Consider the following 23,700-nt stretch of genomic DNA (forward strand, 5'->3'; position numbering starts at 1 on the left):
CCGCCGGTTGCGAGGGGGACCAGGCTAGGGCTGGAACCAACCCCTCCACCCAGGCATTGAATAAGTCGTACTAACCCAGTTCCTTTGCGTACGGGACTTTGCGGCGCGAGGGCGGGCCGAGGGCCGCCGTGGACCCGGCGGGTCGGGTGGGCCGGAGCGGTGGCCGCGGTAGCGGGGGCTGCGGCGGTGGGGTGCGCGGCAGCGGCTCGACCATCGGTGCGGCGAGGGCACCCAACTCCACCCTGCCCGTCTCCTCCCAGTCGGTCTTTCTCGACCGCCGCATCTCGGCCAGCAGGGCGGCGGCGCGCGGGCGCAGTTCCGGGTCCTTCGTCAGGGCGGCGGCCAGCAGTTCGCGCAGGGGGCGGGGTATCCCCGTCAGCGGTACCGGCGCCGTGGTGTGCCGGGCCATCAGGCTGAACAACTGCGGTACGGGAAACGGTGGCCGGCCGGTCAGACAGCGGTGGAGGACGCAGGCGGCCGCGTACACGTCGGCCTCGTGCGTCGCGTCCCCGGAGCCCTGCCACAGCTCGGGGGCGCGCAGTTCCGGGGCGCCGGTGGTGAGCGCCGCGAGTCCCAGACCGGTCACCGTGACCGCCCCGTCGGCGCCGACCATCACCTTGCCGGGCCGCAGGTCACCGTGGGCCGTGTCCCGCTCGTGTGCGGCCGCCAACGCGCGCAGCACGTCCCGGAAGAGCACCGTCGCGGCGGGTCCGGACAGGACGCCGTGCCGGTCCAGCAGGCACGCGAGGGTGACGCCCTCGACCGCGTCACTGATCAGCGCCCCGCCCGCGGCCACGGCCGAGCGCTCGTACGCCGTCCGGAACGCGGGGGCCTGCACGAACCGGTACGGCACGGCCGCCTCGGGGATCCGCAGTCCGGCCAGCCGCCGGACGTCCGCCCGGAACGCGGCCTCGCGCGGCCGGTGGATCAGCGGCCGGGCGGGCACGTACCGCACCACGGCCGGCCGCGCGGGCCCGAGACCTGCGCCGGTCGCACGGGCCACGGCCGGAGACTCGGCCTGCTCACCATCCTCGCTCCCGGATTCGTAGGCGGGCCAAGCCAGTACGACGCGCCCGCACCGTCCCGTGTGCAGTTCACGCACCTCGGTCCAGCGCGGCAGTCGCCACGGCCGGGTGACCACCATCTCAGGTCCCCGCCGTGCGCCGAGGCGCGCGGACGACCCGGACCAGGCGGGCGACCTCGCGGTCGTAGTGGGCGGTGCCGGGCCGGGTGAGGTCGAGCGGCTGGTGGATGGCGGCGAGCGGGGGAAGCGGGACGTCCGCGATCCGCGCCGGTACGAACCGCAGGCCGCCCTCGTACTTGCGGTGCAGCAGGGCGGCGTACTCGTCCCGGGCGCGCTGGTCGGCCGTCGTACCGGAGCCGAACAGCAGCACCCCCAACCGGGCCTCGGTGAGCGCCCGTTCGGTCTCCAGGAGCAAGACCAGTCCCGGCGCGACCCAGCGCACCAGGAACACCTCCAGATCCGCCGCGCGCAGCCGCCCGGCCAGCAGCTCGGCCGCCTCCGCGTCACCGTCCGCGTACGACACGAAGACGTCGTACGGACCCTGCCGCTCGGGTGGCTCAAACGCTCCGCCGCCACCGGCACCACCGTCGCCGGAACGGGCGCCCGATCGCCGCTGGCGGTATTCGTGGAATCCGAAGTACGTGCCCGCCACCGTGAGCAGCAGACCGGCGACCGCGATCGCCAGGTTCACCCCGTCAAGCCCCGTCATGGCCTGGAGTGTAGGGGTGATACCCGGACAAGGGACGGGATTTGCCCTCAGTGGACCCGGTTCAGCCAGTCGCCGTCCGCGATGCGCGTGCCACGTGCGCACAGGAGAGCGGCGACATGCGGCGCGGCCACGTACACCCAGGCGCGCACGGTGGTTCCGTCGCCGCGTACGACATTCCGGTCGACCCGTTCGTAAAGGCTGCGCGGGTCGCCCGGAACGTACTCCTCCAGCCGGTCGAGCTCGGTGAGCAGTTCGGGGTACGCCTCGGGCAACGCGGTGACGAGTTCCCCGCGGACGACTCCCCCGGGTTCCTCGACGGCGTAGGGATATCCGGGGCCGTCGTACAGCACCGCGTCCGTCAGCCGGCCGGGTTCCTCGGAGCGCGTACGGCCGCGAAGGAACAGGTCGTGGTTGGGCTCGCCGGGGCGGAGGGTGCCGTAGACGAAGAACGGAAGGGTCACAGGAACGATTCTGCATCCCCTCCGACCTCTCACACATCTCCTTGAAGGCGCTATGGACATGACATGTCATGGCCCTTTAAATCGTCTGTCGACATCAGTGCCACCCCCACGCCTTCCAGGCGCCTCCCCAAGGAGACCGATGAGTCGGACACGGCACATCCGAGGATCCCGCCTCGCCACGGCCGGCATAGCCGCCACCACGGCGACCCTGCTGGCCGCCACTCTCTCCCCCGCCGCCCACGCCGACGGCAGACCGACCCGGGCCACCGCGATCGAGAACGCGGCCTCGGCGCTCCTGCAGCACGCCACGAGCCTGGGCCTGACCTCCTCGCAGGACACCAGCGTCCGGGACGTGATCGTCGACAAGGACGGTACCCAGCACGTCCGCTACGACCGCACCTACCGCCAACTGCCGGTTCTCGGCGGTGACTTCGTGGTCCATCTGACCCCGAACGGCACGTTCCGCAACGCGAACCGCGCCACGAAGAGCCATATTTCCCTCTCCTCCATCACCCCCAAGCTGTCCGCCCCCAAGGCCGCCGACCTCGCGGTGAACGCGCTGCGTGCGGCGAACCTCGGCGACAGCCTGAAGCGGGTCAAGGCCAAACCGCAGCTGGTCGTCGACGCGCTGCACGGCACCCCGAAGCTGGCCTGGCGCACCGACGCGGTCGGCCAGGACTCCCTCGGCAACCCGGTGGCCCGCACGGTGCTCACCGACGCCCGCACCGGCGCCCAGATCGACGCCTGGGACAGCATCGAGACGGCGACGGGCGACGGAAAGTCGCTGTACAGCGGCACGGTGGCGCTGGAGACGACGCAGTCGGGGTCGTCGTACCAGCTCAAGGACCCGACCCGCGGCAACACGTACACCGGCGACGCCGCCAACAAGACCGACCTGTGCATCTTCGGCATCTGCTTCGTCCGCGCCCCCGCGACGCTGTTCACGGACGCCGACAACCACTGGGGCACGGGGGCGAACACCGACCGCTCCTCGGCGGCGGTGGACGCGCAGTACGGCACCAACGAGACCTGGGACTACTACAAGAACGTCCACGGCCGCAACGGCATCGCGAACGACGGCAAGGGCTCGTACAACCGCGTCCACTACGGCAACAACTACAACAACGCCTTCTGGGACGACAGTTGCTTCTGCATGACGTACGGCGACGGTGACGGCTCGGTCTTCGGCCCGCTGGTGGCGCTGGACGTCGCGGGCCACGAGATGTCGCACGGCGTGACGTCCAAGACGGCGGCGCTGACCTACTCGGGCGAGTCCGGCGGCCTGAACGAGGCCACCTCCGACATCACGGGCACCCTGGTCGAGTGGTACGCCAACAACCCCTCCGACCAGGGCGACTACCTCATCGGCGAGGAGATCGTCCGTCCCGGCTTCGGCAAGCCCGCCCTGCGCTTCATGGACCAGCCGTCCAAGGACGGCAACTCCGCGGACTACTGGAGCTCCTCGGTCGGCAACCTCGACGTCCACTACTCGTCCGGCGTCGCCAACCACTTCGCCTACCTCCTCGCGGAGGGCAGCGGCGCGAAGGTCATCAACGGCGTCAGCTACAACTCGCCCACGTACAACGGCTCGACGGTGACCGGCATCGGCCGGGACAGGCTCGGCAAGATCTGGTACCGGGCGCTGACGGTCTACATGACGTCCTCCACCAACTACAAGGCCGCCCGCACGGCCACCCTGAACGCGGCCAAGGACCTCTACGGCGCGGGCAGCACGGAGTACAACGCGGTGGCGGCGGCGTGGAGCGCGGTCAACGTGAACTGACGTGGTGAAGGCGGCGCTCCATGACGGGCGCCGGCCTTGCGTGGCATTGCCACGAGAAGGCCGGTGCCCGTCGGGGCATCGGCCTTCTCGTGTGGGGTGGGGTCAGGCGGCCAGTTCCGGCTGCTGGTTCGGGGACTCTGCGGGCTGTTCCTGTTTGTCGTCCCGCATCACCACCGTGGCCAGGATCGCCGCGGCGAGGACTCCGAGGGCGCTCAGGGTGAAGGTGGTGGACATCGAGGAGGTGAAGGCTTCGCGGGCCGGGCGGAGGAGGGTCGGGTGGGCCGCGGCGACTGCGCCGGCGATGGAGTGACGGGCCTCGTCGGGGGCGGCCGCGGGCATCCGGTCCGTGTAGCCGCTGGAGAGCAGCGAGCCGAGGATCGCGATGCCGAGGGCGGTGCCGGCCTGCTGGACGGTGTCGTTCAGGGCCGAGCCGACGCCCGCCTTGTCCGCCGGGATGGTGGCCATCAGCGCGCCGACCGCCGCCGGCATGGCCGCTCCGGCGCCGAGACCGAGCAGGCCCAGGGCGATCGCCGGGACGGTGAAGCCGGAGCCGGCGTCGACCGTGGTGAGCAGGGCGAAGCAGACCACCATGATCAGCATGCCGGTGAGGATCACAAAGCGATTGCCGATCTTCGCGGCCAGCTTCACGCCCGCGGTGTTGCCGACGATCGCGGTCACGGCCAGCGGCAGGAAGGCCAGGCCCGCCTTGATGGCCGAGTAGCCGAGGACGAACTGCAGGTACTGGGTGAGGACCAGCAGCAGGCCGCCGTTGCCGATCTGGACCAGGGCCAGGGAGAGCGAACCTCCGCTGAAGTTGCGGTGCTTGAAGAGGACCAGCGGGACCATCGGGGAGGAGGTCAGGTTCTCCCAGATCACGAAGGCGGTGAGGGCGAGGACCGCGATGGTCAGGCTGATCAGGGAACGGCCCTCGAGCGCGCCGTGCTGCGGGATCTCGATGATCCACCAGACCAGCGCGGTCATCCCGGCCGCGGACAGCACCGCACCCAGCGGGTCGGCCTTCTGCCAGGGCGCCTTCGACTCCGGCATCAGGGTCACACCGGCGAGGACGGCCAGGACGACGACCGGGACGTTGAGGAAGAAGATCGAGTGCCAGGAGAAGTGGTCGACCAGGACACCGCCCAGCACCGGGCTGCCGACCAGGCCGAGCATCGACACCGAGCCCCATGCCGCCATCGCCTTGCCGCGCTCCTCCTCGTCGAAGACCGTGATGAGGATGGAGAGGGTGGACGGCATGATCAGCGCCCCGCCGACCCCCATCGCCACGCGCACGGCGACGACCTGTCCCGGGTCGGCGGCGAACGAGCCTGCCAGTGACGCCGCGCCGAACAGCAGCAGGCCGGCCAGCATCACCCTGCGGCGGCCGAAGCGGTCACCGAGGCTGCCCGAGGTGAGCAGCAGACCGGCGAAGACGAGGATGTAGGAGTCGAGGATCCACTGGACGTCCTGGGCGCTCGCGCCGAGGTCCTCGGTCATCGCGGGCACCGCGACGGTCAGCGCCATGCTGTCGACCACCAGGACCAGCGTGCTCAGGCACAGCACGACGAGGATCCACCAGCGACGTGGGTTGCGGGTTTCCATCGGGGTTCTTCCTTTCGGGCTTCACCGACTGCACACGGATCAAGCGACTGCGCACACTGTTCCTGCGTTGCGTACAGCGTTCCGGACGATGCGAACACTGTACGCAGCTCGGAATGGTGTGCGCAACCCCGCTCGCTGTACGCTGGTTGCGCACGACGTACGCAGGAACGCACACACGTCCCTGAGCACCCAGAGGAGCGCCATGGCAGCCAAGGCGAAGCCGAACCCGATCCCCTCTGTCTGGGCCCGGCACCGGTCCGAGCCCGACCAGCCCGCACTCAGCCGGGCCGCGATCGTCCGCGAGGCGATCGCCATGCTCGACGCGGAGGGCATCGAGGCGCTCAGCATGCGCAAGCTCGGCGCCCGTCTGAACGCCGGCGCGACCTCCCTCTACCGGCACGTCGCCACCAAGGACGAGCTGATGGAGCTGGCCGTGGACGAGGTCGCCGCCGAGATCCACGTACCGCCCTCCGACAGCCCGGACTGGCGGGCCGCGGTCACCGAGGCCGCGGCCTCCTTCCGCGCCACCGCGCTGCGGCACCCCTGGCTGTCCTCGGTCCTCGGCCAGGCCGGCCTCGCCTATCTCGGCCCCAACCTGATGGCCTTCTCCGAGCGGCTCGCCGCGCTGTTCACGGCGATCGGCTTCCCCGACCCCAGCGGGGCGATCGACGCCGTGCTGTCGTACACGATCGGCATGAGCAGCACGGAGGCCGCCTGGCTCACCACGGTCGCCCGCTCCGGCGAGACCGAGGCCGAGTTCATCAACCGGCTGCTGCCCGCCGCCCAGCAGGCCGCGGCCGGCCACGACCATCTCTCCGGTGCCTACACCGACGCCGTCGCGGCGACCACGGACCCGGCCAGGGTCCGCGACGACAAGTTCGTCTACGCCCTGGAGATCGTGCTCGACGGTCTGGCGATGCGGCTGCCCGACTAGCCGCCCAGCGGCCCACCGGACGCCCGGTGTATCCCGGTCACCCGTTCACACGCGCCGCCCGCGCCGTTCGTGTTCTCTTCCTCGGCGACCCCACCCACGCCCATGACCTGCCGAAACACCCTCCCGGCAGCCCGTGCGGGGCTAGCCCGAGACACCCGTTCATCCCATTTCTGACGCCTTGTCAGGAAGCGGGTCCGGGCGACTGCCACTTACCTCGGAAGGGCAGGGACGCGACCGACTCGGCGGCACATGGGGGTGCCGCGGGCGTGCCCCCGTGAACTCGAGGGAGCACCATGCGCCGCACCGCCCGCATGCTGACCGGTACCGCGCTCGCCGTCGCCGCGGCGGGGCTCGCCGCCGCCCCCGCCCACGGTGGCGTCCGGGTGTCCCGGGTGTCCTCGGTCGCAGAGAGCCTGGAGGTGTACCCCTCCACCGTGGTCCCCGGTAGTCAGGTCACGGTGAACACGAAGGCGTGCGGCGACAAGGGGACGGCGGCGGGTGACGCGAGCGCGGTGGGCGCGGGCGCGTTCATGCTGGCGCCCAGCACGCACGAGGGCGACGCGATCGGCCAGTTCCGGGTGCCGCCGAGCGCGCAGCCGGGGACGTACGAGATCGTCGCGCGGTGCGCCGTGGGCGGCCGGCAGGTGGCGGGCGACCTCATGGTGGCGCTGAGCACGGCGCACGAAGGGGCGCAGCCGCGCGGAAGTGTGAAGACGGGGGTCGGCGGCGCGTTGGGCCCCGACCCCGTGCAGACCGCGGCGGGCGTGGCGGCTCTGGCCGTCGCCGCCGCGGGCGGTACCTGGCTCCTGCATCGCCGGGCGAGAGGCGACGGGATCTGACGGACACCCTCCGCTGTCCGTCCGCCGGTACCGCAAGTCCCGCCCCCTCCGGGTCCGACGCCCCTCGCGGCCCGGAGGGGGAGGGGGTCAGTTCCGGGAGAGGGGTTCGTATGCGCAGGATCGGCGACACCGCGATAGCCGCCGTCACCGTGGTCGCCCTGGGCTCCGGGGTGTTCCTGCTGGGAGGCGGCGCCGGCACGCACGCCCCGCCCCAGCCGTCCGTCGCGGAAGGCCGCCCGGACCCCGCCGAGGAGCGGCTCGCGTCCGCCGCGCTGCCACCCTCGCCGCCCACCCGCATTCGCATCCCCGCCATCCATGTGAACGCACCGCTGATGGGTCTGGCCCTGACGAAGTCCGGCAGCCTCGACGTCCCGCCCGCCGGCCAGAAGAACCTCGCCGGCTGGTACGAGTCCGGCACCGCCCCCGGTGAGAGGGGCACCGCGATCGTCGCGGGGCACGTCGACAACACCGAGGGACCCGCCGTCTTCTACGACCTCGGCGCCCTCAGGCGGGGCGCCACCATCGAGGTGGACCGGCGCGACGGGGGTGTCGCGGTGTTCACGGTGGACGCGGTCGAGGTCTACCAGGCGCGGAACTTCCCGGACGAGAAGGTGTACGGCGCGGCCGAGCGTCCCGAGCTACGGGTGATCACCTGCGGCGGCACCTACTCGAAGGCCACCGGCTACCAGGCGAACGTGGTCGTGTTCGCGCACCTGACCGGGAGCCGCTGAGCAGCTCAGCAGCCGAGCGATTCGGCCACGCCCACCTCACAGCCCGCGCCGGCCCGCGCCCAGCACCCTCACACCCCGCCCCCGCCCCCACTGAGGGCAGCGTTCCTCGCGGGAAACAACGGTGATGCTGCCGGGTAACGTCGGCACCGCACGCTGCGTTGCATGACCTCGAATACGCGTGTGGTGGTGATCGGCGCCGGCCTCGCGGGCGTACGCCTCGCCCGCCGGCTCGGTGAGCTCGGCACGCCCGCGCTGCTCGTCGGCGAGGAGGAGCACCGCCCGTACAACCGGGTCCTGCTCGCCGAGGTGCTGGCCGGCAGGTACAGCCCGGAGGTGATCGCCCTCCCGGCGCCCGCTCAGCTGACCCGCGCCCGGGTCACCGGCATCGACCGCGCCCGGCGCACCGTCGAGTGCGCGGACGGCTCGGTGATCGCATACGACCGGCTGGTCCTGGCCACCGGCTCCAACCCGGTGCTCCCGCCCCTGCGCGGGCTGTTCAGCGCGGGCGGGCACGAACTCCCCGAGGGCGTGCACGCGTTCCGCACCATGGACGACTGCCTGGGACTCTCCAAGGCGGTAAGGCCGGGTGTGCGGGCGGTCGTCATCGGCGGCGGGCTGCTCGGTGTGTCCGCGGCCCGCGCGCTCGCCGTGCGCGGTGCCCAGGTGGTCCTCGCCCAACAGGCGGAGCGGCTCATGGAGCGCCAGCTCGACCCGAACGCCTCGAAGCTCGTACTGCGGCACCTCAAGGACCTCGGCGTCGAGGTGCACACCGAGTGCCGGGTGCGGGACGTGCGCTGTGTCGGCGGCGCGGTCCGCTCGGTGGAAATGGCCGACGGGTACGCGCTCGACGCCGACCTGGTCGTCCTCGCCTGCGGCATCCACCCGCGCGCCGGCCTGGCCCAGGACGCGGGACTCGACGTCCGCAAGGGCATCGTCGTCGACGACGAACTCCGTACGTCCGACCCGTACATCCACGCCATCGGCGACTGCGTCCAGCACGACGGCACGGTCTACGGACTGGCCGCTCCGGCGCTGGAACAGGCGGATGTGCTGGCCGAGTTGCTGGCCGGGAGGGTCGACTCCCGCTACACCGGCACCCGTTCCCTGACCCGGCTCACCCTGACCGGACCCGACTCCCCCTTCGACATCGCCGCGTTCGGCGAGACCGAGCCACGCCCCGGCGACGACGTCGTCCAGCTCACGGACGCCACCCGGGGCACGTACCGCAAGGTCGTCGTCCGCGACGACCGCCTGGTCGGCGGGGTCCTCGTCGGCGAACTCGGCACCGTCGGCGCGCTCGCCCGCGCCTGGGAGGGAGCAGAGCCGCTCCCGTCCGACGGCGGCCCCCTGCTCCACCTGCTCACCAACGATGGAGGCTCCTGATGTCCACGACCGCACTCGGTGGGGACCGGTCCCACCCCACGATCGTGCTCGTCGGCCATGGCATGGTCGGCCAGCGCTTCCTCGAAGCGCTCGCCGAGCGCGGCCTGACCGCCACGCACCGCGTGGTCGTGCTGTGCGAGGAGCCGCGTCCGGCGTACGACCGTGTACAGCTCACCTCGTACTTCTCGGGCAAGACCCCGGACGAACTGTCCATGACCGACATGGAGTTCATCAAGGACCACGGCATCGAACTGCACGTGGGCGACCCGGCGGAGACGATCGACCGTGAGGCGCGCAGGGTGACCTCCCGCTCCGGTCTGGTCGTCGAGTACGACACCCTCGTACTGGCCACCGGCTCCTATCCCTTCGTACCGCCGGTCCCGGGCAAGGACGCCGAGGGCTGCTTCGTCTACCGGACCATCGAGGACCTGCTCGCGATCGAGGAGTACGCCAGGTCGCGGGCGACGACGGGTGCGGTGGTCGGCGGCGGCCTGCTCGGCCTGGAGGCCGCGGGCGCGCTGAAGGGCCTCGGACTGACCAGCCACATCGTGGAGTTCGCGCCGCGCCTGATGCCGGTGCAGGTGGACGACGGCGGTGGCGCGGCGCTGCTGCGCACGATCGAGGACATGGGCCTGGCCGTGCACACCGGTGTGGGCACGCAGGAGGTCACCGTCGGCCCCGACGGCGCGGTCACCGGCATGAAGCTGTCGGACGGCTCCGAACTCGCCACCGACCTGGTGGTGTTCAGCGCCGGAGTCCGTCCCCGCGACCAGCTGGCCCGGGACTGCGGCCTCGCGGTCGGCGAGCGCGGTGGCATCTCCGTCGACGAGCAGTGCCGTACGGTCACCGACCCGCATGTGTTCGCGATCGGCGAGTGCGCCCTTGCGGCGGACGGCCGGGTGTACGGCCTGGTGGCGCCCGGTTACGAGCAGGCGGAGACGGCCGCGGCGACCATCGCGAAGGACGAGGCGGCGTTCACGGGCGCGGACCTGTCCACCAAGCTCAAGCTTCTCGGTGTCGACGTGGCGTCGTTCGGTGACGCGCACGGCACGGCCGAGGACTGTCTGGACGTCGTCTACTCCGACTCGCGCGCGGGCCTGTACAAGAAGCTGGTCATCGGCCGGGACGGCACGCTGCTCGGCGGCATCCTGGTCGGTGACGCGGAGGCGTACGGCACACTGCGCGCCTTCACCGGCTCCGTCCCGCCGGTCTCGCCGGAGTCGCTGGTGCTGCCCGCCGGCGCGGGCGCCCCGGCGCAGCTCGGCCCCTCCGCCCTGCCCGACGAGGCGATCATCTGCTCCTGCCACAACGTGTCGAAGGGCTCGATCCGCGGCGCGGTGACCGAGCACTCCTGCACCACCGTGCCCGAGGTCAAGAAGTGCACCAAGGCCGGTACGGGCTGCGGCAGTTGCGTCAAGGTGCTCGGCCAGCTGGTCACCGCCGAGCTGGAGGCGAGCGGCGTCGAGGTCGACAAGGGCCTGTGCGGCTGCTTCTCCCAGACCCGCGAGGAGCTGTACGAGATCGTCCTCGCGCTGCGCATCAACACCTACCAGGGCCTGCTGGACCGCTACGGCCGTGAGGGCGCCCGGGGCGGCGACGGCTGCGAGGTGTGCAAGCCGGCGGTGGGATCGATCATCGCGTCCCTCGCCCCGACGATCGGCGCGAGCGGCTATGTCCTGGACGGCGAGCAGGCGGCGCTGCAGGACAGCAACGACCACTTTCTCGCCAACCTCCAGAAGAACGGCTCGTATTCGGTCGTCCCGCGCATCCCGGGCGGTGAGATCACCCCGGAGGGGCTCATCGTGATCGGGGAGATCGCCCGCGACTTCGGCCTCTACACGAAGATCACGGGCGGTCAGCGGATCGACATGTTCGGCGCGCGCGTCGAGCAACTCCCGTTGATCTGGACGCGGTTGGTGGACGCGGGCTTCGAGTCCGGGCACGCGTACGGCAAGGCGCTGCGCACGGTGAAGTCCTGTGTGGGCCAGACCTGGTGCCGCTACGGCGTCCAGGACTCCGTGCGCATGGCGATCGACCTGGAGCTGCGCTACCGGGGACTCAGGTCGCCCCACAAGCTCAAGTCGGCGGTCTCCGGCTGCGCCCGCGAGTGCGCGGAGGCCCAGTCGAAGGACTTCGGCGTCATCGCCACCTCCAACGGCTGGAACCTGTACGTCGGCGGCAACGGCGGCGCCACCCCGCGCCACGCGGACCTGCTGGCCCAGGATCTGTCGGACACCGAACTGATCCGCCTGATCGACCGGTTCCTGATGTTCTACATCCGCACCGCGGACCGTCTGGAGCGCACCTCGACCTGGCTGGAGCGGATCCCGGGCGGCCTGGACCATGTGCGTGACGTGGTCGTGGAGGACTCCCTCGGCATCTGCGAGGAGCTGGAGTCCCTGATGAAGGACCATGTGGCGCACTACGCCGACGAGTGGGCGACCACCATCAACGACCCCGACAAGCTCGCCCGGTTCGTGTCCTTCGTGAACGCGCCCGACACCCCCGACCCGGTCGTCGGCTTCGTCCCCGAGCGCGACCAGATGAAGCCCGACCTCCCCCTGCTGACCATCGGCCACCGTCCCCTGGAAGGAAGCGCCCAGCGATGACCCTGGCACCCGAGACGACCGCCCTGAAGATCCGGCTGCGGCTGGACGAGGACTGGTTGACCATCTGTGATCTGACCGCGCTGACGCCGGGCCGCGGGGTTGCGGCGCTGCTGCCCGACGGGCGCCAGGCCGCGATCTTCCTGGACCGCGAGGGCCGGGTGTACGCGATCGACAACCGCGATCCGTTCGGCGGCGCGGCGGTCCTCTCCCGTGGCCTGACCGGCACCCACCAGGGCCGCCCGTTCGTCGCCTCCCCGCTGCTCAAGCAGCGCTTCGACCTGACCTCCGGGCGGTGCCTGGACGACGAGACGGTACGGGTGGCGACGTACGAGGTGCACGCGGCCTGACGTGAGGGGGGTCACCCCTTGAGGGCGTCGTAGTACACGCCCGTCAGCCGCGCCGAGGCGTCCCAGAGCCGCGTTGCCGCTTCGTCGTCGCGTGTCCACGGCGCCCGCCAGGACGGTTCCGGGGCGCCGCGCCACATCGCGAACGAGGGGCCGAAGAAGGAGTCGGGCCGGACGCCGGGGGCCGTGGCCGCGTACAGCGTGGGCAGGGCGCCCGTCTCCGCCGGCTGGGCGAAGACGCGGTTGGCGAGTTCCATGAGCCGTTCGGCACCCCGGCGTCCCTCGGCACGGGGGCCCGCGGTCTGGAGGTTGGTGGCGGCGTATCCGGGGTGGGCGGCGGTCGCGACCACGTCCGCGCCGGTGGCCGCCAGCCTGCGCGCCAGCTCGTGGGTGAAGAGCAGGTTGGCGGTCTTGGAGCGGGCGTAGGCGATCCAACGCCGGTACCGGCGCTCGCTGTTGAGATCACGGATGTCGATGTTGGCGAGCGCGTGCATCGCGCTCGCCAGGGTCACCACGCGGGCGCCGGGCGCGGCGAGCAGCGCGGGCATCAGCAGTCCGGTGAGGGCGAAGTGCCCGAGGTGGTTGACCCCGAACTGCGTCTCGAACCCGTCCGCCGTCGTCCCGTACGGCGGCGCCATCACCCCGGCGTTGTTGACGAGCAGGTCGAGACGGTCGTACGACAGCCCGCCCGCGAAGTCCCGCACCGACGCCAGGTCCCCGAGGTCCAGCCGCCCGAACCGGGCCTCGGCGCCGGGCACCTCCTCCAGGAGCCGGTCCACCGCCGCTCTCCCCCGCGCCTCGCTGCGGCACGCGAGGACCACCCGGGCACCCTTACGAGCGAGCTCCCGCGCGGTGACATACCCGAGCCCGCTGTTGGCGCCGGTGACGACGGCGGTGCGGCCTGTGAGGCCGGGGATGTCGTGCGCGTTCCAGCCTGTCATGAGGGCTCCTCCTCGACCGCTCGGCACCGGCTGCTCGCCCCTGGCCGTAAGGCTTCAGCCTAGGGGCGGCCACGGCTCGGCCGCACTCGGGACGGGTCGTGTGTCCAGGTAGAACCACTCGGCCGTGGGCCCTGGTACGGGTACCGGTTCCGCCCTGGAGGTCGCCACGGGCCCCGGGCCGGACGAGGGCTCCTCGGCCGCCGCTCCCACCGCTCCCGCCACTGCCGCCGCTGCCGCCGCCGTCCCCGTCGGGTCCGGCATCAGCAGTTCCACCCGTCTGCCCGCCGCCCGCCGCTGCGCCACGAACTCGTCGATCTGGGTGCGGCAGGCGTGGTCGAGGTGGGTGACCTGGAGCAGGTCGAGCCGGATGCGCGGCCGGTCCGCGGCGGCGGCCTGTTCCAGCGCGTCGATCAGGCGCGGCAGCCTCAGGAAGGTGGCGTTGCCCGCCACGACGACCTTGGCGGTGTCGTCCTCGACCTGGTGCCGTACGACGGCCTGGGACATGCGCAGCGCGGCCAGCACCACCCCGGCGGCGAGGCCGACGAGGACCCCCTCCAGCAGCGCGCTGGCCATGATGACGACGGTGGTGAGCGCCATGACGACGAACTCGCCCCGGTCCTGGCGCCACATCTTCGGGAACTCCGCGGGCGCGAACAGCTTCCAGCCGCTGTGCACGAGCACCCCGGCGAGCACCGAGATCGGGATCAGCGCGAGGACCTGGGGCAGCAGCAGGGCGAAGCCGAGCAGCCACAGGCCGTGCAGGGTGCGGGACAGGCGCGTCCTGGCCCCCGCCTGTACGTTCGCCGAGCTGCGGGCCACGACCGCCGTGATGGGCAGCGCCCCGAGGATGCCGGCGATCGTGTTTCCGGCGCCCTGGGCGATGAGCTCGGTGTTGTAGCGAGTGCGCGGGCCGTTGTGCATGCGGTCCACGGCGGCGGCGGTGAACAGACTCTCCGCCGAGGCGATGACCGTGAAGGTGAGGATCGCGGTGATGATCCCGGCGTCGGCGAGACCCGCGAACTGCTCAGGGCCCGGGACGCTGACGGCGTCCGTCAGGCTGCCGACCCTGAGCGTCCGCACGTCCACGCCGGGCAGGGCGGCGACCGCGCTGCCGATGCCGACGGCGACGAGCGCGGCCGGGATCTTCTTCACCGGGCCGGGGACCTTCTTCCACAGGGCGCTGAGCGCGATCGTGACGATGCCGAGCCCGCGTACGGGAGTTGGTCGCCCGCATCCGGGCCGTGCACCGGCGCAATCTGCGGACGCCGTCCGATCCGTCCCCGCAGGAGGCCCCGTACGAGCCGTACGAGGGTGAATGGGACGGTCCCGAGCCGGGACCCCTCGTCGTGGACCGGCGGACGCGGCAGGTGTGGGTGGGCGAGGCGCCGGTCACGCTGACGCCGAAGGAGTTCGAACTGCTGGCCCTGCTCTCCGACGACCCGGGCGCCGTCTACTCGCGGCAGCAGATCCTCAGCCGGGTCTGGGACGAACACTACGACGGCCCGACCAAGACGCTGGACGTGCATGTCGCCACCCTGCGCCGCAAGTTGGGCGACCCGGCGTGGATCCAGACGCTGCGCGGTGTCGGCTTCCGGCTCGCCGTCCGCAGCCCGGGTCGGCCCCAGGCCGGGCCTGCCGATGCCGCGGCGTCATGACCCGCCGTCTGCTGCTGAGTTATCTGAGCCTCGCGGGCCTGGTCCTGCTGTGTCTGGAGGTCCCCCTGGGCTTCGTGTACTCGCGGGCCGAGAAGGACCGGGTCGTCAACTCGGCCCATGACGAGGCGGCGTCGGTGGCCGCGTATGCCGAACTGTCCCTCGCCGCCCGGCGCCGGGAGGAACTGGTCGAGCGGGCCGAGCACTGCGCCGAGCGCATCGGCGGAGAGGTGGTCGTCCTGGACGCGGACGGTGATCTGCTGGCCGCCTCGCGCCGTCTGTCGGACCTGGAGGAACGCTCCCTGCCGACCCGTCCCGAGGTCGTCGCGGCGCTGAGCGGCCGGGCCGGCACCGATGTCCGCGCGTCCACGATCGGCGGTGTCCGCCATCTGTCCGTGGCGGCTCCGGTCGGGCACCGTACGCGGGAGGCGGACCGGGCTCAGGGCGCCGTGCAGATCACCCTTCCGACGGCGTTGGTGCACGACCGCGTCCACCGGGCCTGGCTGGCGCTGGCCCTCGCGGGCCTCGCGGTCCTGACCGCGGTCGCGGCCGTGGCGTTCGCGTTCGCGCGCTGGGCGGGCCGTCCCATCCGCAGGCTGGAGGAGGCGACGCACCGGCTGGCCGACGGCGCGCGGCCCACCTGCGTACGGGTCACCTCGGGCCCGCCGGAGGTCCGCAGTCTTGCCGCGGCCTTCAACAGCACGGCCGCCCGCCTCGAACATCTGCTGGCGTCGCAGCGCGCCTTCGCCGGCGAGGCCTCGCACCAGCTGAAGACACCGCTCGCGGCCCTGCGCCTCAGGCTGGAGAGCCTGGAGCCCGACATCACCCGGCGTGCCCGGCCCAGCCTCGCCGCCGCCGTCACGGAGACCGACCGGATGGCGAGGCTGGTCGAGGGCCTGCTGGCCATGGCCCGCCTGGAGGAGGACTCGGCCGTCGCGGGCCCGGTCGACGTGGGCGCGGTCTGCGCGGAGCGGCACCGGACCTGGGCGCCGCTGTTCGAGCGTGAGGACGTCTCGCTCGTCCTGTTCGCCGGCAGCGTGGGTCCGGTACTCGCCGTGCCCGGGGCCGTCGAACAGATCCTGGACAACCTTCTGTCCAACGCCTTACGAGCCTCTCCCGCCGGCAGCACGGTCACCATGGAGCTACGGCTCCGCACCCCCGCGCACCGTCCCTTCCGCGACAGCCGCCCGTGCTGGGTCGACCTGCACGTCACGGACGAGGGTCCGGGCATGACGGCGGAACAGCGCGCCCGCGCCTTCGACCGGTTCTGGCGTGCCCCGGGCGCACCCAAGGGCGGTACGGGCCTGGGGCTCTCGCTGGTCCAGCGGCTGGCCCACGCCGGCGGCGGAGAGGTGAGTCTGCGTCCGGCAGCCACGGGCGGCCTCGACGCCGTGGTCCGCATGCCCTCGGCGGAGCAGCCGCCCGAGGGAGACCCCGCAGCTGACCCGGACCCCGTGCCGTCCGACCGCGCGCTACAACTTTTCCCCTCGAAGGTGCATCCAACATAGCGACCTGCATCTTCCCATTCGCCCGATGGAGGCGGATGCGCCATGTTTCTGCATACCCGACTCTTCTCCCGGCGCGGCCTGACGGCCGCCCTGACCGCCGCCGCGGCGGCCCTCGCGACCGCGGGCGTCGCGGAGAGCGCGACGGCAACGACAACAACTACGGCTCAGACGTCGGCCGGAACCCGTATCTGTGCCGTGAAGGACCTGTACCTGTCCATGGGCCGCGGGGAAGGCGCGGCCGGCTCGCTCTACCAGCCCATCCGGTTCACCAACACCAGTACGAGCAAGTGCGCCCTGCGCGGCTACCCGGGCGTCAGCGTCCTCGACACCGCACACAAGCAGATCGGCCCGGCCGCCACCCGCTCCGGCTCGCCCTACGGCACGGTCACGCTGGCCCCGGGCCACTCCGCATCGGCGATCATCCGCACCACCAACGGTCCCGTCGGCGGCCCCTGCCTGCGCACCGGCACCTATCTGCGGATCTACCCACCGGGCTCGTACACCTCCACCCTCGTCCCCACACACTGGACGACGTGCTCCCACCTCTTCCAGGTCGGCCCGATCAACACGGAGGGCACCATCTGACCCACCACCACATCACGCGCACCCAAGGGGCGGCACCCTGTCGCCGCGGGCTTCGCCGCTGGGTACCGTGTGTACATGTCCACTCGCGCGGAGTTGCGTCGGATACGCAGGATCGACCGCTGGATGGGGATCATTCTGCCGAGGGTGGTCCGACGCGTGGTCAACGGCGAGGTGGCGCAGCCCGGTTGGTTGCCTCGCCGCTGGCTGACCCTGGTGTCCGGTGACCTCGACCGGGACGCGGGTGTCGGCGCTGTCTGGCTCGTCTGGCGTCCCGGGTCCGCGAAGGCGGAGACGCATACCGTACTGATTGAGCGCTGCGGCGAGAAATGGCAGTACACAGGCGGTGGCAGTACGTCGGACGGTGACCTGCCTGCGGAGAGGCCGGCGGCGGGCCGGCCGGGACAGGTCGGCATGATCGAGCTCGGCGGGAGCGCAGGTGGTCTGAGCCGCGCCTACCGGCTGCGGCATCGTCATCCGGACGGCATCGGGACGGCCCCGTGGGTCGGGTCCGACGAACTTCAGGTGGCGGCCGAAGTGGATCACCTCCTGCTCGGCGACCGACGGATCGAGGTGCCCGGGCACGGCAGGCTCATCGTGGTCTGGAAGTCCCCGTCCACAGGCCGCGGGGGGATACGACCGCTCATCGTGGCTGTGGGGCGCGAAGGCTCGGAGCTCTCCAGGATCGGCCCTCACGACAGTATGGACAGCTACACCTGGGCAGAGTTGAGCGGCCGGACTGAGTGATGGCTGCGCATCCTTGCGTTCTGCACTCTCCGCCTCTGGATCTACGCTGCGGAGAACGCGTCCTCGACCTGATCCAACCGTTCCGACCACCAGTGCAGAAGCGCCTCGTCCGCGGTGAACAGCTCGTCGAAGGAGAAATCGCCGCGGCCGTAATGGAACTCCAGCTGCCAGAAGTCCGTCATCCGCTTCCACCACAGCCGCCGGGCACCGTCCACCAACGCGGCCGGCTCCAACGGCACAACCGACCGGTAGCCGTCGACGAACGCCGACACCCGGGCGAGGTCGAACACCCCGCACACCCCGAACTGCACCTGAGCCGTCCGTACGACCTCTTCCGCATAGGGACGCACATCGACCCGGTCCCAGTCCAGGACGGCGGCAAGGTTCCCGCCCTCCCAAAGGAGGTTCCGGTACTGAACGTCACCATGCGTCCATCCATGACCGCCCTTGAGTGGGACAGATCGCGGACGGCGATCGGCGTGCTCGAAGACCGAGGCCCGCCTGCGGTCCAGAGCCGCGACGGTCGCCTTGTCGAATTCGCTGCCGGTTCCTTTGTCGAGCACGGCAGCCGACAGCCGCTCGGCCTTCTCCACCGCCCGCTCCGGTGATGTCACCTCCGCTGTGATCGTCTCCGGTACAGCCGGCAGGAGGCCTTGGTCGCAAGAGCGGCCCAGGCTCAGATGCAGGCGCCCCAGATGCGCGCCCAGCGAAGCCACCTGGGGCAGGCTGAGATCAATGCCCCGGACATGGGAGCCGGTCACCCACGGAAACAGACACCAGGTGCCACCGTCGACCTGTGCCACCAGTGCCCCTGACAGGGTGTGGAAGGGGGCACTCACCGGGACACCGTCGGCGGCAAGAGCCCTCAGCACCCCCAGATTCCGTCGCAACCGATCGAGCGAGACATCCGTGACCCGCTTCAGAGCGAACCGACCGGCCGCGGTGTCGAGCCTCCAGTTGGCATTCATCAAGCCGTCAGCGAGGCATCTGCGCTCCCGCACCTCTCCGATGCCGAAGATGTCGATCAGCTCCGCGAGCACGCCGTCCTGGATGTCGCCACGGCCCGCCGCGGTCGCATCAATCACCTCGCGGACGATACGCGAGCACACCCACACGAGCACGACGATCACCTCAGGCTGATGTCGGCTGACGTCCCCGCAGACGATGCGCGAAGGGGCGGCACCCCCGCACAGGGTGCCGCCCCTTCTTTTTCGAGCGCCGGAGCCGTCGTCGATCGGTCTTGAGGGTCGGGGACCGACGACGGCTCCGGGGTCTGGTGGCCGTAAGGCGGGGCTTCGAAGTTGGGCCGTGGTCCAGGGCCGGCAAGTGGCAGTTCCGGGCCACCGGCGGCCCCGGTGTGGCCTGGCAGACGCCGTCGGTTCTGGCCCGGATCCGCCAATCGGCGACCGGTGTGACGGCTACGGCCGGCCGTTGGCCCCCGCACCGCCCAGCTTCGAAGACCCGTAAGGCCTGGGCCTAGCGGTGGTCGCTGCCCGCCGACTGGGTTGCCGCGCGGCCGGCCTCGAGGCGGGCGACCGGGATGCGGAACGGGGAGCAGGAGACGTAGTCCAGACCCACCTCGTGGAAGAAGTGGACCGACTCGGGGTCGCCGCCGTGCTCGCCGCAGACGCCGAGCTTCAGGTCGGGGCGGGTCTCGCGGCCCGCCTTGGCCGCCGCCTTCACCAGGGAGCCGACGCCGTCCTTGTCGATCGTCTCGAACGGGGAGACTCCGAAGATGCCCTTCTCCAGGTAGGCCGTGAAGAAGGAGGCCTCGACGTCGTCGCGGGAGAAGCCCCACACCGTCTGGGTCAGGTCGTTGGTGCCGAAGCTGAAGAACTCCGCCGCCTCCGCGATCTGGTCCGCCGTCAGCGCGGCACGCGGCAGCTCGATCATGGTGCCGATCGCCAGCTTCAGGCGGACGCCCGTCGCCGCCTCGACCTCCGCGATGACCTGGTCGGCCTCGTCGCGGACGATCTCCAGCTCCTGGACGGTGCCGACGAGCGGGATCATGATCTCGGCACGCGGGTCGCCCTTGGCGTTCTTGCGCTCGGCCGCGGCCTCGGCGATGGCCCGGACCTGCATGGTGAACAGACCGGGGATGACCAGGCCGAGGCGTACTCCGCGCAGGCCCAGCATCGGGTTCTGCTCGTGCAGCCGGTGGACGGCCTGGAGCAGGCGCAGGTCGTTCTCGTTGGCGTCCTTGCGGGACTCGGCGAGGGCGACGCGGACCGACAGCTCGGTGATGTCCGGCAGGAACTCGTGCAGCGGCGGGTCGAGGAGGCGGATTGTGACGGGCAGGCCGTCCATCGCCGAGAACAGCTCGACGAAGTCCTGCTTCTGGAGCGGGAGCAGCTGCTTGAGGGACTCCTCGCGCTCCGTGTCCGTGTCGGCCAGGATCAGGCGCTCGACCAGCTCACGCCGGTCGCCCAGGAACATGTGCTCGGTGCGGCACAGGCCGATGCCCTGCGCGCCGAAGCGACGGGCGCGCAGCGCATCCTCGGCGTTGTCCGCGTTGGCACGGACGCGCAGGCGCCGCTTGCGGTCGGCGAAGGCCATGATGCGGTGCACGGCCTCGACCAGTTCGTCGGCGTCGTGGGCGCCCGCGTGCATCCGGCCCTCGAAGTACTCGACGACCGGGGAGGGGACCACCGGGACCTCGCCCAGGTAGACCTTGCCCGTCGAGCCGTCGATGGAGATCACGTCGCCCTCTTCGACGATGTGACCGCCCGGCACCGTCATCCGGCGGCGCTTGGTGTCGACCTCCAGCTCCTCGGCGCCGCAGACACAGGTCTTGCCCATGCCGCGCGCGACGACGGCCGCGTGGGAGGTCTTGCCGCCGCGGGAGGTCAGGATGCCCTCGGCCGCGATCATGCCGTCCAGGTCGTCGGGGTTGGTCTCGCGGCGGACCAGGATGACCTTCTCGCCCGAGCGGGACCACTTGACGGCGGTGTACGAGTCGAAGACCGCCTTGCCGACCGCCGCGCCCGGCGAGGCCGCGATGCCCCGGCCGACCTGCTCGGTCTTGGCGGTGTCGTCGAAGCGCGGGAACATCAGCTGGGCCAGCTGGGCGCCGGTGACGCGCTGGAGCGCCTCGGTCTCGTCGATCAGGCCCTGGTCCACCAGCTGGGTCGCGATACGGAAGGCGGCACCGGCGGTGCGCTTGCCGACGCGGGTCTGGAGCATCCAGAGCTGGCCGCGCTCGATGGTGAACTCGATGTCGCAGAGATCCTTGTAGTGGTTCTCCAGGGTCTCCATGATCTGCATCAGCTGGTCGTACGACTTCTTGTCGATCTGCTCCAGCTCCGCGAGCGGAACCGTGTTGCGGATGCCCGCGACCACGTCCTCGCCCTGCGCGTTCTGCAGGTAGTCGCCGTAGACGCCCTGGTGGCCGGAGGCGGGGTCACGGGTGAAGGCGACACCCGTGCCGGAGTCGGGGCCCAGGTTGCCGAAGACCATCGAGCAGACGTTGACGGCCGTGCCGAGGTCGTGCGGGATGCGCTCCTGGCGGCGGTACAGCTTGGCCCGGTCGGTGTTCCACGAGTTGAAGACCGCCTCGATGGCGAGGTCCATCTGCTCGCGCGGGTCCTGCGGGAAGTCCCGGCCGGCCTCGGTCTTGACGATCTTCTTGAACTTGGTGACCAGCTTCTTGAGGTCGGCCGCCTCCAGGTCCGTGTCGACCGTGACCTTCTTGGCCGCCTTGGCCGCGTCGAGGGCCTCCTCGAAGAGCTCGCCGTCGACGCCGAGGACGGTCTTGCCGAACATCTGGATGAGGCGGCGGTAGGAGTCCCACGCGAAGCGGTCGTCGCCGGCCTGCTTGGCCAGGCCCTGCACTGACTTGTCGGAGAGGCCGATGTTCAGGACGGTGTCCATCATGCCGGGCATGGAGAACTTGGCACCCGAGCGGACCGACACCAGGAGGGGGTTGTCGGCCTGGCCGAGCTTCTTGCCCATCCGCTCCTCGAGGGCGGCGAGGTGCGCACTCACCTCGTCACGCAGTGCCGCCGGCTCCGAGCCACTGTCGAGGTAGACCTTGCAGGCCTCGGTGGTGATGGTGAAGCCCGGAGGGACCGGGAGGCCCAGGTTGGTCATCTCGGCGAGGTTGGCACCCTTGCCGCCCAAGAGGTCCTTGAGGTCCTTGTTTCCCTCGGTGAAGTCGTAAACGAACTTCGCTACGTGGGGTTCTTTGTTTTCCGACACGGGTCTCGACTCCTTGAGGCCGCGGTGGCTGCCCTGACGGCGAGGAACATACCCAGATCGAAGGCGCCTGGGTACGTCTACTTGTGTGTCATGCGCCCGTAACCAGTCGTCCGCCAGTGGATCGAAAGTCAAAGCTTGGCAAGCAGAGACAGCCTGATGTTTTCATTTCTTGAACGCACCCATGCCCACAGGTGCGGTTTTCCGCTCAGGTGAGCGGCTCCTAGCACGTCTGATTTCGATCGATGAACGATCAAGCGGTGGCACCGAGTGCCACCCCTTGGAAAAGTGCAGTCGCCCAAGATCCGCTCATCTGAGCGCAACCCTTATCAAGGGTGGCGAGAATCACGCTGTCACAGCGAGCCGGATTTCACCATGCGGACGTGACTCAAGACGGAAACGCGGACGTCACAGGGGTGTCAGGCGGAGCGCGGCGCTCACATCCCGAGCGCCGTCAGCCGCTCCTCCACCCGCTCAGGTGCGTACAGGTGCTCCACGACCAGCGCACCCGCGCCGACCAGCCCGGCCCGCTCCCCGAGCCGCGAGGTGACGACATCCAGATGGGCCGTCGAGCGGGGCAGCGCCCGCTGGTACAGCAGTTCCCGGACACCGGTGAGGAAGGGTGTTCCGGCCAGATCTCCGGCGATCATCAGCACGCCGGGGTTGAGCAGGGTCACGACCGTCGCAAGCACGTCCCCGACCCGGCGCCCGGCCTCCCGGGCGAGCGCGGCCGCCTTCGGGTGCCCGGAGGCCAGCAGATCCCGTACGTCCGAGCCGGAGGCCGCCGGGACACCGGCCTCCGCCAGCCGCCGGGCCACGGCGCCACCGCTGGCGACGGCGGCGAGACAGCCGTACGAACCGCACCGGCACAGCGCCTCCGCGCCCACCCGGATGTGCCCGATGTCCCCGGCGCCGCCGTCGGCGCCCCGGAAGATCGAGCCGTCCACCACGACGCCGGCGCCTATGCCGGTGGACACCTTGATGAGCACGAAGGCCGAGCAGTCGGGGTGTCCGGTGCGCTGCTCGCCGTACGCCATGAGGTTCGCGTCGTTGTCCACGAGCACCGGCACGGCGGCGGCGCCGGTGTGCTCGGTGAAGGCGCGGGAGAGGCGGCCGCGTATGTCGTAGCCGTCCCAGCCCGGCATGATCGGCGGCTGTACGACCCGGCCGGTCTCGCTGTCGACCGGTCCCGGCACCGCGAGCCCGATCCCGCACACCTCGTCGGCCCGGTGTCCCGCCTTCTCCAGCAACTCGGAGAACCAGTGGCCGAGTTCGCCCAGTACGACCTCGGGGCCGTCCTCGATGACCAGCGTGCCGGAGTGCTCGGCGAGGATCTCGCCGGTCAGGGACAGGACGGCCGCGCGGGCGTGCCGGGTGTCGAGGTCGGCGGCGAGGACCACCGCGTGCGAGTCGTCGAACTCCAGGGTGATGGAGGGGCGCCCGCCGAGCGGCGAGTCGACCGGACCGCCGGCTCCCTCGCGCAGCCAGCCGGCCCGGAACAGCCGGTCGAGGCGCTGTCCGACGGTGGCCCGGGACAGCCCGGTGGCCTGCTGCAGGGCACCACGTGTGATCGCCCGCCCGCTGCGCACCAGTTCGAGCAGATCGCCGGCGCTGGCCTGACTGCCACCTCTGCCGGTCCTGCCGGGCTGTCCAGTCATGC

The 23,700-nt window shown here is 71.2% G+C and carries 18 protein-coding genes and 2 pseudogenes; 11 read left to right on the plus strand and 9 right to left on the minus strand.

Annotated features, from left to right (window positions below; translation table 11 throughout):
- Positions 1–70: 70 nt before the first annotated feature.
- The 3 genes from N8I87_RS12990 to N8I87_RS13000 are packed head-to-tail and all read right to left on the minus strand — an operon-like array spanning position 71 to position 2,194.
- A complete protein-coding gene (locus N8I87_RS12990; RefSeq protein ID WP_263208470.1) occupies positions 71–1,144 on the minus strand; it encodes a protein kinase domain-containing protein in 1,074 nt (357 codons plus the stop codon).
- A 1-nt stretch (position 1,145) separates the two neighbouring features.
- Positions 1,146–1,733 (minus strand): toll/interleukin-1 receptor domain-containing protein, encoded by a 588-nt coding sequence (locus N8I87_RS12995; protein ID WP_263208472.1) that lies wholly within the window; start codon positions 1,731–1,733, stop codon positions 1,146–1,148.
- Positions 1,734–1,780: 47 nt separating this feature from the next.
- Positions 1,781–2,194 (minus strand): gamma-glutamylcyclotransferase family protein, encoded by a 414-nt coding sequence (locus N8I87_RS13000; RefSeq protein WP_263208474.1) that lies wholly within the window; start codon positions 2,192–2,194, stop codon positions 1,781–1,783.
- 139 nt (positions 2,195–2,333) lie between these two features.
- Between N8I87_RS13000 and N8I87_RS13005 the strand changes: the two genes are divergently transcribed.
- Positions 2,334–3,977: a M4 family metallopeptidase gene (locus N8I87_RS13005; RefSeq protein ID WP_263208476.1), complete on the plus strand. Its 1,644-nt coding sequence runs from the start codon at positions 2,334–2,336 to the stop codon at positions 3,975–3,977.
- 102 nt (positions 3,978–4,079) lie between these two features.
- Here N8I87_RS13005 and N8I87_RS13010 read toward each other — a convergent pair whose 3' ends face one another.
- The gene (locus tag N8I87_RS13010; protein ID WP_263208477.1) at positions 4,080–5,576 is read right to left on the minus strand and encodes an MFS transporter; all 1,497 of its coding nucleotides are present in this window, start codon (positions 5,574–5,576) and stop codon (positions 4,080–4,082) included.
- A gap of 202 nt (positions 5,577–5,778) precedes the next feature.
- Here N8I87_RS13010 and N8I87_RS13015 point away from each other — a divergent pair, with 202 nt between their 5' ends.
- The 6 genes from N8I87_RS13015 (at position 5,779) to nirD (ending at position 12,419) form a co-directional block, all read left to right on the plus strand.
- Positions 5,779–6,510, plus strand: coding sequence for a TetR/AcrR family transcriptional regulator C-terminal domain-containing protein (locus N8I87_RS13015; protein ID WP_263208479.1), 732 nt, complete (start codon positions 5,779–5,781; stop codon positions 6,508–6,510).
- 293 nt (positions 6,511–6,803) lie between these two features.
- On the plus strand, positions 6,804–7,349 hold the full coding sequence (locus tag N8I87_RS13020; RefSeq protein WP_263208481.1) for a GVDTG sorting domain-containing protein: 546 nt from the start codon (positions 6,804–6,806) through the stop codon (positions 7,347–7,349).
- Positions 7,350–7,459: 110 nt separating this feature from the next.
- Positions 7,460–8,080 carry a class F sortase gene (locus N8I87_RS13025; RefSeq protein ID WP_263208482.1) on the plus strand — a complete coding sequence of 207 codons (621 nt, stop codon included), beginning with the start codon at positions 7,460–7,462 and terminating at the stop codon, positions 8,078–8,080.
- Between the two features lie 162 nt (positions 8,081–8,242).
- The gene (locus N8I87_RS13030) at positions 8,243–9,463 is read left to right on the plus strand and encodes an NAD(P)/FAD-dependent oxidoreductase (protein ID WP_263208484.1); all 1,221 of its coding nucleotides are present in this window, start codon (positions 8,243–8,245) and stop codon (positions 9,461–9,463) included.
- Entirely contained in the window at positions 9,463–12,072 is a 2,610-nt protein-coding gene (gene nirB, locus N8I87_RS13035) for a nitrite reductase large subunit NirB (RefSeq protein ID WP_263208485.1), read from the plus strand. The genes N8I87_RS13030 and nirB overlap by 1 nt, the downstream gene beginning before the upstream one ends.
- Positions 12,069–12,419, plus strand: coding sequence for a nitrite reductase small subunit NirD (nirD, locus tag N8I87_RS13040; protein WP_263208486.1), 351 nt, complete (start codon positions 12,069–12,071; stop codon positions 12,417–12,419). The genes nirB and nirD overlap by 4 nt, the downstream gene beginning before the upstream one ends.
- Before the next feature lie 11 nt (positions 12,420–12,430).
- Here the strand turns inward: nirD and N8I87_RS13045 are convergent, their stop codons facing one another.
- Together N8I87_RS13045 and N8I87_RS13050 are read right to left on the minus strand one after the other, a co-directional pair.
- Positions 12,431–13,357 (minus strand): oxidoreductase, encoded by a 927-nt coding sequence (locus tag N8I87_RS13045; RefSeq protein WP_263208488.1) that lies wholly within the window; start codon positions 13,355–13,357, stop codon positions 12,431–12,433.
- A 54-nt stretch (positions 13,358–13,411) separates the two neighbouring features.
- Positions 13,412–14,566, minus strand: a pseudogene (locus tag N8I87_RS13050) (SulP family inorganic anion transporter); the annotation flags it as partial.
- Positions 14,567–14,568: 2 nt separating this feature from the next.
- Here N8I87_RS13050 and N8I87_RS13055 point away from each other — a divergent pair.
- The 4 genes and pseudogenes from N8I87_RS13055 to N8I87_RS13070 all read left to right on the plus strand — a co-directional run.
- Positions 14,569–15,012: pseudogene (locus N8I87_RS13055) on the plus strand (winged helix-turn-helix domain-containing protein); the annotation flags it as partial.
- Positions 15,009–16,517 (plus strand): sensor histidine kinase, encoded by a 1,509-nt coding sequence (locus N8I87_RS13060; RefSeq protein ID WP_263208490.1) that lies wholly within the window; start codon positions 15,009–15,011, stop codon positions 16,515–16,517. The pseudogene N8I87_RS13055 and the gene N8I87_RS13060, both read left to right, overlap by 4 nt.
- Positions 16,518–16,559: 42 nt before the next feature.
- Entirely contained in the window at positions 16,560–17,102 is a 543-nt protein-coding gene (locus tag N8I87_RS13065) for a DUF4232 domain-containing protein (RefSeq protein WP_263208492.1), read from the plus strand.
- A gap of 75 nt (positions 17,103–17,177) precedes the next feature.
- Positions 17,178–17,846, plus strand: a complete 669-nt coding sequence (locus N8I87_RS13070) for a hypothetical protein (protein ID WP_263208494.1) — start codon at positions 17,178–17,180, stop codon at positions 17,844–17,846.
- 41 nt (positions 17,847–17,887) lie between these two features.
- Here the strand turns inward: N8I87_RS13070 and N8I87_RS13075 are convergent, their stop codons facing one another.
- The 3 genes from N8I87_RS13075 to N8I87_RS13085 all read right to left on the minus strand — a co-directional run bounded on the left by N8I87_RS13075 (position 17,888) and on the right by N8I87_RS13085 (position 23,698).
- Complete coding sequence (locus N8I87_RS13075; RefSeq protein ID WP_263216419.1) at positions 17,888–18,967, minus strand: phosphotransferase; 1,080 nt, start codon at positions 18,965–18,967, stop codon at positions 17,888–17,890.
- 355 nt (positions 18,968–19,322) lie between these two features.
- Positions 19,323–22,043: a pyruvate, phosphate dikinase gene (ppdK, locus tag N8I87_RS13080; protein WP_263208496.1), complete on the minus strand. Its 2,721-nt coding sequence runs from the start codon at positions 22,041–22,043 to the stop codon at positions 19,323–19,325.
- Between the two features lie 434 nt (positions 22,044–22,477).
- The gene (locus N8I87_RS13085; protein WP_263208497.1) at positions 22,478–23,698 is read right to left on the minus strand and encodes an ROK family protein; all 1,221 of its coding nucleotides are present in this window, start codon (positions 23,696–23,698) and stop codon (positions 22,478–22,480) included.
- Positions 23,699–23,700: the final 2 nt, after the last annotated feature.

The organism is Streptomyces sp. HUAS 15-9 (assembly GCF_025642155.1).
GTDB lineage: Bacteria > Actinomycetota > Actinomycetes > Streptomycetales > Streptomycetaceae > Streptomyces.